Origin of the sequence: Algoriphagus aquimarinus (genome assembly GCF_007997215.1) — a bacterium.
Classification (GTDB): domain Bacteria; phylum Bacteroidota; class Bacteroidia; order Cytophagales; family Cyclobacteriaceae; genus Algoriphagus; species Algoriphagus aquimarinus_A.
In genome coordinates this window covers 979,448-992,610 of sequence record NZ_VORW01000001.1, presented here as the reverse complement: position 1 = coordinate 992,610, position 13,163 = coordinate 979,448, and the positions used below count along the sequence as shown (strand labels likewise).

General features: G+C 41.1%; 11 protein-coding genes. 7 read left to right on the top strand and 4 right to left on the bottom strand.

Annotation, left to right across the window (positions count from 1 at the left end; genetic code table 11):
* Window positions 1-62: 62 nt before the first annotated feature.
* The 4 genes from ESV85_RS04455 (at window position 63) to gldB (ending at window position 4,909) form a co-directional block, all read left to right on the top strand.
* Window positions 63-1,217 (top strand): 3-dehydroquinate synthase, encoded by a 1,155-nt coding sequence (locus tag ESV85_RS04455; protein WP_191321901.1) that lies wholly within the window; start codon window positions 63-65, stop codon window positions 1,215-1,217.
* 24 nt (window positions 1,218-1,241) lie between these two features.
* On the top strand, window positions 1,242-2,453 hold the full coding sequence (gene eboE / locus ESV85_RS04450) for a metabolite traffic protein EboE (RefSeq protein WP_146915087.1): 1,212 nt from the start codon (window positions 1,242-1,244) through the stop codon (window positions 2,451-2,453).
* 1 nt (window position 2,454) lies between these two features.
* On the top strand, window positions 2,455-3,828 hold the full coding sequence (locus ESV85_RS04445; protein ID WP_146915085.1) for an alkaline phosphatase family protein: 1,374 nt from the start codon (window positions 2,455-2,457) through the stop codon (window positions 3,826-3,828).
* Between the two features lie 67 nt (window positions 3,829-3,895).
* The gene (gene gldB / locus ESV85_RS04440; RefSeq protein ID WP_146915083.1) at window positions 3,896-4,909 is read left to right on the top strand and encodes a gliding motility lipoprotein GldB; all 1,014 of its coding nucleotides are present in this window, start codon (window positions 3,896-3,898) and stop codon (window positions 4,907-4,909) included.
* Between the two features lie 127 nt (window positions 4,910-5,036).
* On the opposite strand, the gene ESV85_RS04435 is transcribed toward gldB, so the two are convergent.
* From ESV85_RS04435 to nth, 4 genes are all read right to left on the bottom strand, one after another.
* Window positions 5,037-5,102 carry a fasciclin domain-containing protein gene (locus tag ESV85_RS04435; protein WP_146915192.1) on the bottom strand — a complete coding sequence of 22 codons (66 nt, stop codon included), beginning with the start codon at window positions 5,100-5,102 and terminating at the stop codon, window positions 5,037-5,039.
* Between the two features lie 339 nt (window positions 5,103-5,441).
* The gene (locus ESV85_RS04430; protein ID WP_146915081.1) at window positions 5,442-6,665 is read right to left on the bottom strand and encodes a glycosyltransferase family 4 protein; all 1,224 of its coding nucleotides are present in this window, start codon (window positions 6,663-6,665) and stop codon (window positions 5,442-5,444) included.
* Window positions 6,662-8,437, bottom strand: a complete 1,776-nt coding sequence (gene asnB, locus ESV85_RS04425) for an asparagine synthase (glutamine-hydrolyzing) (RefSeq protein WP_146915079.1) — start codon at window positions 8,435-8,437, stop codon at window positions 6,662-6,664. The genes ESV85_RS04430 and asnB overlap by 4 nt, the downstream gene beginning before the upstream one ends.
* Window positions 8,437-9,108, bottom strand: a complete 672-nt coding sequence (gene nth / locus ESV85_RS04420) for an endonuclease III (RefSeq protein WP_146915077.1) — start codon at window positions 9,106-9,108, stop codon at window positions 8,437-8,439. Before nth ends, asnB begins: the two co-directional genes overlap by 1 nt.
* A 213-nt stretch (window positions 9,109-9,321) precedes the next feature.
* On the opposite strand from nth, the gene ESV85_RS04415 reads away from it, so the two are divergent.
* The 3 genes from ESV85_RS04415 to ESV85_RS04405 all read left to right on the top strand — a co-directional run bounded on the left by ESV85_RS04415 (window position 9,322) and on the right by ESV85_RS04405 (window position 12,911).
* Complete coding sequence (locus tag ESV85_RS04415) at window positions 9,322-10,434, top strand: P1 family peptidase (RefSeq protein ID WP_146915075.1); 1,113 nt, start codon at window positions 9,322-9,324, stop codon at window positions 10,432-10,434.
* A 10-nt stretch (window positions 10,435-10,444) separates the two neighbouring features.
* Window positions 10,445-12,436: a heavy metal translocating P-type ATPase gene (locus ESV85_RS04410; RefSeq protein ID WP_146915073.1), complete on the top strand. Its 1,992-nt coding sequence runs from the start codon at window positions 10,445-10,447 to the stop codon at window positions 12,434-12,436.
* Window positions 12,437-12,551: 115 nt separating this feature from the next.
* Window positions 12,552-12,911, top strand: coding sequence for a cupin domain-containing protein (locus tag ESV85_RS04405; protein WP_146915071.1), 360 nt, complete (start codon window positions 12,552-12,554; stop codon window positions 12,909-12,911).
* Window positions 12,912-13,163 lie beyond the last annotated feature (252 nt).

The following is a 13,163-nucleotide window of genomic DNA, read 5'->3' as shown; positions in this document are numbered from 1 at the left end:
CTAAAAGGCGCTCGGAATTGTATTTATTCCTAGAAACAGCCTGAGCCTATACCCTGTTGATTATGAATACGATTATTGAACAATCATTTTCTGTACCCTTCAAATATCAAGTCTGTTTTTCAGAGGATATTTTCTCCATAGGGAATAAATTATTTGTTGACCTATTGGCCAAGGGCAGACATGCCAAGGTACTTTTCGTGGTGGATAATGGAGTTGCAGAAGCCCATCCGCAATTAGTAGCACAGCTGAAAGCATATGCCAATGCCCATTCTGAATCCTTTTCTATTCCATGTGAACCTATAATTGTAATAGGTGGAGAAGCATCAAAAAACGATGAGGCTATCTATAAAAAGATTGTCGAAGCAACTCATTTATATGGAATTGACAGGCATTCTTATATCGCGGTAATCGGCGGTGGAGCAGTCATTGATATGGCTGGTTTTGCTGCTGCGATTTCCCATCGCGGCATTCGATTGATACGAATCCCCACGACTGTTCTTTCGCAAAATGACTCTGCTGTAGGAGTAAAAAACTCTGCAAATCTTTTTGGCAAGAAGAACTACCTAGGGACTTTTACACCTCCTTATGCGGTTTTGAACGACTTCAATTTCCTTAAAACCCTAGACGATAGAGATTGGAGATCTGGGATTTCTGAAGCTATCAAGGTGGCTTTGATCAAGGATTTAAGCTTTTTTACCTGGATTGAAGATCACTCTTCAGCTCTTGCGAAGCGGGAAATGAAACCTATGCAAGAATTAATCATTCGGTGTGCACAGATGCATTTGGATCATATATCTGGGAAAGATCCATTTGAATTCGGCTCTTCCAGGCCTTTAGATTTTGGCCATTGGGCTGCGCATAAGTTGGAGCATTTGAGCGATTTTAGAATTCGTCATGGCGAGGCTGTGGCAATAGGAATTGCTTTGGATTCGACCTATTCCTATTTGAAAGGATGGATTACAGAAGCAGATCTGTTAAGAATTATCACCGTATTCAAGACCCTTGGGTTTGAGCTTTTTGCTCCGGAATTAGGTGGTGAAAATCTCATCAAAGGCCTTCAGGAATTCCAAGAGCACCTAGGTGGTCAACTCACTATAATGCTGTTAAAAGCATTAGGCAAAGGAGAAGAAGTTCACGAAATGGATCACGAGCTGATTCATCAATCTATAGAATTACTCAAAAGTTTCAACCAAAAAGAAGATTTGGTTAATAGTTAATTCAGCACAAAATCATCTTTATTCATGGAAATCAAAGGTTTTCACCTCAGTTACTGTAGCAATATTCACCCAGGAGAAAGCTGGGAAGCAACTTTCGAAAATCTTAAGAATTACATTCCAGAAGTAAAAGATCGATTGGATGTGGATAAATCCTTTGGGATTGGTCTACGCCTTTCTCATGAAGCAAGCTTAGTACTTGAGAAAACTGATCAACTCTCTAAATTCAAGGATTGGCTAAAATCCGAAAACGCTTACGTTTTCACTTTAAATGGATTTCCATATGGCGATTTTCACCGCACGACAGTAAAAGATCAGGTTCATTTTCCAGACTGGACGACCACAGAGCGACGCGATTACACCATTCGATCATTCAGAATCTTAGCACAGCTATTGCCTAAAGGGCTTGACGGCGGAATATCCACTTCTCCTATTTCCTACAGACATTGGTTCAAATCCGAAACAGCATTTAACGCCGGAATGGAAACTGCCACGCAGCATTTGCTAGAGGTCGTTACAGAATTGGTAGAAATCAAAAAACAAACTGGCAAGTCCCTGCATTTGGATATAGAACCAGAACCAGATGGAATTCTAGAAAATTCCGATGAAATGATCTGGTTGTTTTCAGATTGGTTGCTGCCGATTGGGAGACCTTGGCTTGCTAAGAAACTAGACATTTCTGAAGATCAAGCAGAAGAGATTTTGAAGGAGCATATTCAGGTTTGTTATGATGTATGTCACTTCGCGATAGTCTATGAAAAACCTGCAGATACTTTTACCAAATTTGAGAAAGCTGGAATCAAGATCGGTAAGATTCAAATTTCGGCAGCACTGAAAGTAATAATCCCCGCAGAACCAGCCGCAAGAGATTTGGTCAAGTTGAAATTATTGCCTTTTGAGGAATCCACTTACCTACATCAAGTAGTTGCAAGAAAGAAGGACGGCACTTTGCAATCCTATTCTGACTTACCGGAAGCACTCAAAATCTTAAACACAACGGATGAAGAAGAATGGAGAATTCACTTTCACGTCCCGGTATTCTTGGATAATTACGGTGCTTTAGAATCCACTCAGGATCAAATTTCAATTGTACTCAATGAAATTTTAAAAAATCCATATTTAACAAATCATCTTGAGGTAGAGACCTATACATGGGAAGTATTACCTGAAGACACGCGTTTAGGTTTGGGTGAGTCCATTTCCAGAGAGCTGGAATGGGTAATTAACAAAATGAATTAAAATGAAGAAGACTGTCGTCTTAGATATAGTTGCACTTTCTCCGAGAGTAATCGGTGAGCATACGCCCTTCTTGAAAAAGTGGATTGAAAAAGGAAAGAGAGCTGTCGTAGAGCCAGTTTTACCAGCTGTGACCTGTTCTGCTCAATCCGTTTATCTGACAGGAAAGTGGCCAAGTGAAAACGGTATTGTGGGCAATGGTTGGTACTTTCAGGATGAGTGTGAAATCAAATTTTGGAGACAATCCAATAAGTTGGTGCAGTCTCCAAAAATATGGGAAACGCTAAAGAAAGAGAACCCTGACTTCACAGTTGCCAATATGTTCTGGTGGTACAATATGTACTCCAGTGCAGATTTTGCAGTGACTCCGAGGCCTCTTTATCTAGCCGATGGCCGAAAGGAACCCGATTGCCATAGTCAGCCGATGGAGTTACGCGATAGGCTTCAGAAAGAATTGGGTCAGTTCCCGCTTTTCTCTTTCTGGGGTCCAAATGCAAACATAGCATCCAGCAAATGGATAGCTGAAGCTTCCAAGAAAGTTGACGAGTGGCACAATCCAACTCTGAATCTAATCTACATTCCACATTTGGATTATTCACTTCAGAAGTATGGAATTGATTTTGACAAAATCGGAAAGTATCTGAAAGAAGTAGATGAGCTTTGTGAGGACTTGATCACATACTTCGAAAAACAAGGAACTCAAGTGATTTTACTGTCCGAATATGCTATCACGACAGTGAGCAAGCCTGTTCATTTGAATAGAATTTTTAGAAATCAAGGCTGGATTCAGGTAAAAGATGAGCAAGGTTTAGAAACGTTAGACCCTGGAACTTCCAAGGCTTTCGCCGTGGCAGATCATCAGGTAGCCCATGTGCATGTGAATGATCCAGCTATTTTACCTCAGGTGAAGAAGCTACTGGAAGAGACTCCCGGTGTGGAACTGGTACTGGACGAAGAAGGTAAAAAGAAGCATCACATAGACCATGAGCGCTCAGGAGATTTGGTTGTGATGGCAGATAAAGATTCCTGGTTTACTTATTATTTCTGGCTAGATGATGCAAAAGCACCAGATTATGCCCGCTGCGTGGATATCCACAAAAAGCCAGGTTACGATCCTGTAGAGTTGGTTTTGAATCCTGATATTAAGATCCCAATGCTTACCGTCGGATCAAAAGTCCTGAAGAAAAAGTTAGGTTTCCGATATCTGATGGATGTAATTCCGCTGGACGCAACTTTGGTAAAAGGAGCCCACGGTAGATTGAGTGAAGATGATTTGGATAAGCCTCTTTTAGTTTCACAGAATGCTAGCTTACTCAATTCAGCCACGATTCAACCTACTGATGTGTATGATTTGATATTGAAGGCTGTAAGGGGATAATAGCTTTAAAAGTATTTCGTTGAGTCAGTTACCATTTCAATTCCTATTTTTGAAAAAAAACTTATTCATGCGTATTAACAGCACTCGACATATATACTTTTCTCTTATACTGATTTTAGCTTTCGCCTGCGGCAAAAAGGAAGAAGGCTGCGAGCTTTCTTCGGAAATCCTAGATCAGGATCTGAGTGTTAAAATCACGCGCTTGGAGCAGGATTTTTTCACTGCACAGACAGCGGAAGAATTCAAATATCTCTTTGAGGAACATCCAGAGTTCACAGAGGAATATCTGCAAATGGATCTTTACCCAAGTCCTGATAGTTTGGCCGCAGAGCTCTTAGCTATTCATCAAGATTCAGCCATGAAGGTGCTTTATGATTCAGTGGAAGTCGCCTTTAGAGATTTTTCGGATGTAGAAAAAGATCTTGAAAATGCTTTCAAAGCCATCAAATATTACTTTCCACAGTTCCAGGTTCCTAAGGTTTACACGTTTACTTCTGGATTTAATTCTGACTTGATTGTGACAGATGATCTGATCGTGATAGGACTGGATTATTTCTTACCTCCTACTCATACTTTTCAGCCAGAACTTCCGCGCTACATGGCAGAGCGCTACGATCGCCCATTCATAGTTCCTATGATTGTGATGGCTATTTCAGCGAGATTCAATGAGACCAACCCTCAGGACAATAGGTTGCTAGCAGAGATGATTTATTATGGCAAGACTTATCATTTCACTAAAGCTATTTTGCCTTGTACCTCTGACCAATACATCATCGGATACACCCCAGAAGCAATTTCGGAAAGCTTTGACAATGAGGAATTGATCTGGTCACACTTTGTGGAAAATGAATTGCTTTACGAGACAAACCCTTTTGAAATCAGGAAATACATAGGAGAAGCGCCATTTACAGATGCCATTAGCACCAAAGCTCCTGGGCGATTAGGGCGTTGGCTAGGTTGGAATATCGTGGATGATTATCAGTTCAATCAAAACGTTCCTCTGGATGTACTTATGGCGGAACCTGATGCGGAGAAGATTTTTAGAGAATCGGGGTATAGGCCTAGGAAGGTGAATGAGTGAAGTGAAACATAGCTTTTGCGAGTGAATTAGAAAGGCTATTTCTCATATATGAACCTATTTGGATATGTCACTAAAAAAAACGAGCCTAGAAACCTAGACTCGCTTTGAACACTAAACCCACCAATTCTTATTCTGGTAACATTACTTTATCAATTACATGGATAACTCCATTCGTTGCATGAATATTCAACATAGATGGAACCAAGTTGCTATCATGGCCAGAGAAAGCAATCTCCAGACATTCATCTTTAAATTTTTCATTTTAGTTGGTTTATGGTTACCTATTGAGTTGAACCATTGAAACTAACCAGCATCGATTTGGTTTTAAGATTATTGGATTTTTTGCAAAAAAAAATCTTCTGACCACTCTATATATCAGGTATTTCCACCGAATTAACTTATCCCTAAAATGCCTGTATTAAGGATTAAAGCGAATTTTGATGGCATGAAATAACACTTCCACTTTATTGGAGAAATAATCCATTTCCAAAAAAAAATATAGCGGCTTAATGAACAGGTTTGGAAATAAAAATCAAGCTGTAAGAATAAAGTGCTCGTCCTGTGAATTAGGAGAATTTTTACCTGGTTCTATTACCTGTTTGAGATGAGAAACTGCATGCTCTTTACTGAAATGCTTCTCAGCCAACTTTCTTGAGTTTTCACCCATTTTCAAAAGCTCTAGCGGGTTTTCTTCGAGCTCTTCAAGCTTTTTAAAGGCTGATTCTACTTTCGTAGGTAAGCAAGAAACTCCAAGCTGATGGGTTCTTACCAAATCAAAAACCCATCCTTTGTGATTGACCAAAATGGCTTTTCCCGCAGCCAAGGCATCAAAAAATTTATTTGGGCTGTTGGTCTTCAACACAGGTAAGTGCGCAAAAGATATCCAGGCAAAGTCAGCCAAACTGAGAACCTCATTAACCTTTTCTTTGGAGCCAAAGGGGATGAAATGGACATTGGAAAGTGACTTTTCCGAAGCTATTTTTTTAAGCTGAGCTTCATGACTTCCCTCTCCCATGATCAGAAACTGCCAGTTTTTACTTCGCTTCTTAGCCATGTAAGCAAGATTTAGAAGTTCTTCTACAGCATTTACCTGACCCAAAGCTCCTGTGTAGGCAATGGTCAATGCATTTGTCAGACCGTATTTCTTGAGCAAACTCTCATTTTTCTCCAAAGGATAAAATCTATCCAAATCTGAAAAGTTTGGGATCAAATGAATGTATTGATGTGGGGTGATTTTTCGTAAGTGATCTGCTATTCCTGGAGAAAGTGCCACTAGACTCATGGCACCCAGATAGATTTTTTTCTCCATTGAAACCATCATTCGCTTTAAAAGTGGATTCCGGATAGCACCAACTTCTATCGGGGCCTGAGGCCAAAGATCACGAACTTCAAAAATGTAAGGAATTGCCAACCTATTTTTCGCCCATAGACCCAACAAACCTGTAGTGAGCGGAGTGGACGTAATGTATAATAAATCAGGCCTTGGCAGTTTAATAATCAATTTTTTTGCTTGGCGTATGTAACTCAAAAAGGATAAAACACGCTTGAAAAACCCGAATTTCTGGTTGTAGCTCACTGGCAAATAGTGAACCTTAATTCCTTCTATCCATCGCTGATCATACGCAGTTTGTGATCCTCCTGTGATCATCTCTACGTCATGTCCTGCCTCCACCAATCCCTTTGCCAAGTGATAGGAACGCACGGCACCTCCTTCGTCTGGTGTTCTGAAATACTGATGGATGTAGATAATCCTCATAGCTTATTCAATTTTACCCATTCTGCCAGAAGAAACAGATTGTAAAGTGTTAAAAAATGATGTTTTACACCCAGGTCAGGTTGGGTAGCCAGTGATCTCATCTGTGGAGAGAAATGAGATCCATGGGTTTTTTCGAATGATTTGATAGAATTAAAAACACGTTTGGCAAATTCTCCATTTTCAGCAAACCATTCTTGTAAAGGCAATCCAAAGCCCATTTTCTTGCGCTCAGAAATCCATGTAAGTTCAAGTTCGCTCAAGTATTTCTTGATCCAAGGTTTGCCTTTCAGCAACTCCTCGTCTTTTATATTTCGCCATAACTCCATCAGAGATGCATCCAAATACGGCGCTCTCCCTTCTATACTATGTGCCATCAGGGCATTATCTTGAATTTTCAGCACATCTTGAACCAAGTAAATCTGCCTGTCAAAATTTAGCATCTGCGTGTATTCAGGTAGGTTTGAATCAAAAACTCTGTCGTAATCTTCCCTCAAATCATCTGGAATAGTTTCCAACGCTGAAAAATTGAGAAAGGTCTTACGAGGATCAGATTCTACAGCTGAAACGAATTTCTGATAGCTTCTTCCAAGAGGAAGCTTACATAGAATTCCCTGAAACTTTAACAGGAATTTTTTTCGCTTTTGGTAAACATCAAATGCTTTGTGGCGCTGATATCCTCCCCACAACTCATCTGCTCCAGCCCCAGAAATCAGCACTTTGACAGAGTTTTTGGCCTCTTTCCCTATCATCCAATTTAGAAATCCAGCAGAATCCCCAATCGGCTGATCCACACTTTTCAAATAGTCATCCCAGTTTTCCCAAAAGATTTCTTGCGTTATTTCTATGAGATGATGTTGAGATGGAAATTGCTTTGCAAAGCGACTTGCAGCGTTTCCGTCAGAATATTTCTTTCGATAGTTATGCTCAACCTGAATGGTAAAAGATGGTAACGGTGTTCCTGTTTCTCTGTACCAAAGTGCGTAAAGCAAGGAGCTATCTGCCCCTCCACTGAGCTGAATTCCTACAGGTACATCTGCATGGAATTGGTTCAAAACAGCATCGGTCAGCGTCTCTTTGAAGTTTTCAAAAGTCGGTTCTGACGTGACTTTAGATTGAATGCGGATATTATTCCAATGAAATGCTGAATGACTTGAGATTTTGCTGTATCGCTCAGGCTTCCATTCGTGAATCCCCTTAAAAAAAGTATTGCCTAAAAGTGGCGCTCTGAGATAGAAATAGTGTTCCATTTGCCTGGTATCAAAAGCTGAATCTTTAAGTGTCTGAATACTTCTACTTTCTGAAGAAATAGTCAGCGCATCAGGATTTTGAGCATAATAGAGAGGTTTTTCTCCATTTTTATCACGAGCTACCAGCACAGATTTTTCAGCCAAATCCACAAACATCAAAGCAAACATGCCATTCATTTTCTCTAATCCCTTTGTGCCAAAAACCCGAAGCATATGCAGCACCACTTCGGTATCGGACTGGGTAATAAAAGAAATCCCAATTTGAATGAGGAGCTTGCGGATTTCCTTATAGTTATAGAGTTCGCCATTCCAGATCAACAGTGTTCTTCCATCGGGAGACCAAAATGGTTGATCTGCTTCAGAACCTGTGTGTAAGATTTTCAGACGATTTACTCCTATCCAAAGTCCAGGCCATGGACTGAAACTCGCTTGCTGATCTGGGCCACGATGCTGGCTTTGCTGAAGCATAGTAGTAATCGCTTCCTCATTCGCTCCTTTGCCCCAAATCAGATGAATTCCGCACATTATTCTATAGTTTCAACTTTGGTGATTTTCCCCTGATTTTTCTCAAAATACCGGCATAGGTGAGTCAACGTACATTCTTCGCACTTTGGTCTACGAGCCAAGCAAACATATCTCCCATGTAAAATCAGCCAATGATGTGCGATATGCACATACTCTTTAGGAATATGCCGAATCAATTGCTTTTCTACTTCCAAGGGAGTTTTGGCGGTTTGAGAAACAAGCCCAAGTCTTTTCGAAACTCGGAAAACGTGCGTGTCCACGGCCATATTGGGCTGATTCCATACCACCGACGTGATCACATTTGCAGTTTTTCGTCCTACTCCAGGTAGCTTGATCAACTCTGCAACTGTAGAAGGAACTTCGCTTCCAAAATCCTCAACAAGCATTTTACCCAAACCCAAAAGGTGTTTGGTCTTATTGTTCGGGTAAGAAACGGTTTTGATGTAAGGAAAAAGCTCGTCAAAATTCGAAGCTGCCAAAAACTCAGGTTCTGGAAACTTCTCGAATAAGGCCGGCGTGATTATGTTGATCCGCTTATCCGTGCACTGTGCTGAAAGTACAACTGCCATCAAAAGCTGAAAGGGATTCTCATACTGAAGTTCCGTCTCGGCAATGGGCATATTCTCACGGAAATGATTGATAATGGATTCGTATCTTTCTTTTTTCAGCATTTTCTCTTTTTAATAAATGGAGTCTCATGCTAATTTATAAGATGATTAGATCAATCCCATTTTTAGTGAAAAATTGGTTGAATAATAGTTGTCGATGAATGGAAATTCAAATCGTATAAGAAATTGTGCAAAAATTCTACCGATTACCTGCATTGCATAGCAAACTGGTTTTTTGGTGAAGACACAACCTTTAAATTCGGGAAACCACCTACTATGAAACACCTCAGCCTCCTATTTGTATTCTTCATCCTATTCACCTTCACTTCATTTTCTCAAGAAAGACCACGTGAAAAAGGAATCATCATCGGCGTCCTTCCAACAGGTTCGCTAAATGCAATCACCGATGTACCTGGCGTGAAAGTGGGACACCTCACCAAAATAGAAGGTGATGACATCCGCACGGGTGTAACAGCTATTTTACCGCATGACGGAAATATTTTCCAACAAAAAGTGCCTGCTGCTATTTACGTGGGAAATGGTTTCGGGAAACTTGCTGGATCGACTCAAGTACAGGAGCTTGGTACTATAGAATCTCCCATTATTCTTACCAATACACTAAGTCTCGCTGCCGGGATCGAGGGCGCGGTTCGGTATTCTTTGGAACAAAAAGGAAATGAAAATGCCCAATCTGTGAATGCTGTGGTCGGAGAGACGAATGATGGCTACCTGAATGATATCCGCGGAATGCATATTTCTTCCGATGAGGTAATGCAGGCGATAAAGTCTGCCAAGTCTGGAAAAGTGACTGAAGGAAATGTAGGAGCAGGAACCGGAACCGTGTGTTTTGGCTGGAAGGGAGGCATAGGGACTGCTTCACGAAAACTCCCTGAGAGTTTGGGAGGATACACTGTCGGGGTGCTTGTCCAGACCAATTTTGGAGGAAACCTTCAGATAGATGGAGTCGCTGTGGGAGAAAAAATGGGAAAACATCCTTTTCGTGATGCGATGGAAAAATCTGACGGGAGCTGCATGATAGTTGTAGCTACTGATGCTCCTGTGCTGGACAGAAATCTGGAACGAATGGCAAAAAGAGCCATTATGGGCTTGGCCAAAACTGGCGGAATCGCTTCCAATGGCTCTGGTGACTATGTGATTGCATTCAGTACTGCCGAAGGACTTCGTGTTGCTTATTCAGCCGAAAATGGAAATTTGGAAACGGCTGAATTTGTAAGAAATGACGATATGTCTTCGCTTTTCATGGCTGTGATTGAAGCGACAGAAGAGGCGATTATCAATTCCCTTTTCGCTGCCGAAACAATGAAGGGTAAGGATGGCCATACCGTAGCAAAACTTCCAGTGGAACAGGTAATGAACTGGATGAAATAGAAATCATACTATGACGACAAAAGATACTAGTGAAAATTTGGTAGACGAAGATTGCTGCTCTCTGGATGCAAAGGTAAATCGAGATCCTTCACCTGAGGGACATTCCGACGACGATGGGCATGATCATTCTCATGGAGACCCAAGTTCTTTCCAGTTTTTCCTTCCTGCGATTTTTTCTTTTGTGTTGATGCTGGCGGGCATTTTGATGGACAATATTTTTCCTCAAGATTGGTTCGCAGGCTATATAAGACTAGGCTGGTACCTGGCAGCCTATCTTCCTGTTGGGCTTACTGTATTGAAAGAAGCTTTCAAGAGCATTATCAAGGGAGATGTGTTTTCGGAGTTTTTCCTGATGGGAATTGCGACTTTAGGAGCTTTTGCCATTGGCGAATATCCTGAAGGTGTTGCCGTGATGCTTTTTTACTCTGTAGGGGAAGTTTTCCAGGGCATGGCAGTCACCCGAGCCAAAACAAACATCAAAACTTTACTAGATCAGCGTCCTGATGAGGTGACGATTTTGGAAGGAAATACGACCAAGACCATCAAAGCTTCAACCGCTAACATTGGAGATATTATCCAACTGAAACCTGGTGAGAAACTTGGTTTGGATGGGGAGCTTCTTTCAGAAAAAGCTTCTTTTAATACTGCCGCATTGACCGGAGAAAGTAAGCCGGATTCCAAAGAAAAAGGCGCTGTGGTTTTGGCGGGCATGGTAAATCTAAATACTGTTTCCCAAGTCAAAGTGACTACCTCTTACACGGATAGTAAACTATCGAGAATCTTAGAATTGGTACAAAATGCGACGGCACAAAAAGCACCAACAGAGCTTTTCATCAGGAAATTCGCCAAGATCTATACGCCCATCGTAGTCTATCTGGCTATAGGAATTTGCTTTATCCCATTCCTTTTTGTGGACAATTATGAGTTCAGTGATTGGCTGTATCGCGCCCTGATTTTCTTGGTAATTTCCTGTCCATGTGGACTGGTGATCAGTATTCCGTTGGGATATTTTGGTGGAATCGGAGCCGCTAGTAAGAACGGCATTCTATTCAAAGGAAGTAATTTCCTAGACAGTCTCGCGGAGATCAAAGAGGTAGTGATGGACAAGACGGGTACGATGACCGAAGGGGTTTTCGATGTGCAGGGAGTTCATCTTCAGCCTGAATTTGAGAGCACGAAAATCCTAGAATTTGTCAATTCGCTGGAGAGTAAAAGCACGCACCCTATCGCAACTGCGATAAAGAACCATGTGGGGGAGATTGATTCCAGTATTATTTTAGAGAACGTAGAAGAAATTGCTGGACATGGGTTGAAGGCTCAGGTTGACGGCAAGGAATTACTTGTCGGGAATTTCAAGCTGATGGACAAGTTTTCGATTGCCTATCCCCTTGATCCAACTAACATTGTTCACACCTTGGTGGCAATAGCCTACGGAGGAAAATTCGCAGGTTATTTAACTATTTCGGATAAAATAAAAGCGGATGCACAGCAGACGATTGATCGCTTGAAATCTATGGGCATTGGCATCACAATGCTAAGTGGAGACAAAAGTAATGTGGCCAAGTTTGTTGCTGATAAGCTAGGCATTCCCAATTCCTTTGGCGACTTACTTCCAGAAGATAAGGTGAATAAAGTCAAGGAGATCAAAGCTCAAAAAGGAACAGTTGCCTTTATTGGCGATGGGGTAAATGATGCGCCTGTGGTAGCTATTTCGGATGTAGGAATAGCGATGGGCGGTCTGGGAAGTGATGCTACTATTGAGACAGCAGATGTAGTGATTCAGGATGATAGACCGAGTAAAATCCCAATGGCAATTTCTATTGGGAAAAAGACCAAGATGATTGTCTGGCAGAATATAAGTTTTGCTTTTGGGGTGAAAGTGATTGTGCTGATACTTGGAGCACTGGGAATGGCGACCATGTGGGCGGCAGTTTTCGCAGATGTAGGAGTTGCATTATTGGCGATTTTGAATGCAATACGAATTCAGAAGATGAAGTTTTGAAAATATATGCTAGTTGTGAGATGTCGGGTGACCCATGTGGCTGAAAGTAAGAATCTAGTAAATAGTAAGGTTTGTAAGTAGTAAGAAGTAAAATGTTTCAAGTAAAATCGGGACTATGAAAAAGGTAAATATTAACGAAAAGTTTGATTTGATTAAAGAGCTCTGGACTCCAAAAATCATTGGAGAACTGAATGGCCAGGATGTGAAGCTGGCAAAAGTGAAAGGTGAGTTTGTCTGGCATAATCATACAGATGAAGACGAGCTTTTTCTGATTGTGAAGGGATCGCTCAAGATTGATTTTGAAGGAGAAAGCGTCACGCTGAACGAAGGGGAAATGCTGGTCGTACCGCGAGGAGTTGAGCACAGACCCGTAGCCGAGGAGGAAGCTTGGGTTCTGCTTTTCGAGCCTCAAAGCACCAAACACACAGGTGATGTCAAATCAGATTTGACTGTGGATAAGTTTGAAAAAATCTAGATGTGAAGAAAAATATCAGCTACGTAATCAACGAATTAAACTTTTTCATCGATGATTTGGATGATAAAAAAGGGATTCAAAGAAGTTTATTTAAGTAAATCCCCCTAGCCCCCTTTGTAAAGGGGGAATAGCTCATTTGGAACACTATAACTCTAACTAAAAGAGTTTACATATAGATATTAAATACTGATATAGGTTTACTGTACCTAGGAACTTCCTAAGGCCAGAACGATGCAATTTTAAGTCAAATAA

Bases quoted from the DNA above. Each gene is read 5' to 3' on its own strand.
- eboE (WP_146915087.1), top strand. From the start codon at position 1,242: ATGGAAATCAAAGGTTTTCACCTCAGTTACTGTAGCAATATTCACCCA.
- ESV85_RS04455 (WP_191321901.1), top strand. From the start codon at position 63: ATGAATACGATTATTGAACAATCATTTTCTGTACCCTTCAAATATCAA.
- ESV85_RS04430 (WP_146915081.1), bottom strand. From the start codon at position 6,665: ATGAGGATTATCTACATCCATCAGTATTTCAGAACACCAGACGAAGGA.
- ESV85_RS04415 (WP_146915075.1), top strand. From the start codon at position 9,322: ATGAAACACCTCAGCCTCCTATTTGTATTCTTCATCCTATTCACCTTC.
- ESV85_RS04410 (WP_146915073.1), top strand. From the start codon at position 10,445: ATGACGACAAAAGATACTAGTGAAAATTTGGTAGACGAAGATTGCTGC.
- ESV85_RS04405 (WP_146915071.1), top strand. From the start codon at position 12,552: ATGAAAAAGGTAAATATTAACGAAAAGTTTGATTTGATTAAAGAGCTC.
- ESV85_RS04445 (WP_146915085.1), top strand. From the start codon at position 2,455: ATGAAGAAGACTGTCGTCTTAGATATAGTTGCACTTTCTCCGAGAGTA.
- nth (WP_146915077.1), bottom strand. From the start codon at position 9,108: ATGCTGAAAAAAGAAAGATACGAATCCATTATCAATCATTTCCGTGAG.
- gldB (WP_146915083.1), top strand. From the start codon at position 3,896: ATGCGTATTAACAGCACTCGACATATATACTTTTCTCTTATACTGATT.
- asnB (WP_146915079.1), bottom strand. From the start codon at position 8,437: ATGTGCGGAATTCATCTGATTTGGGGCAAAGGAGCGAATGAGGAAGCG.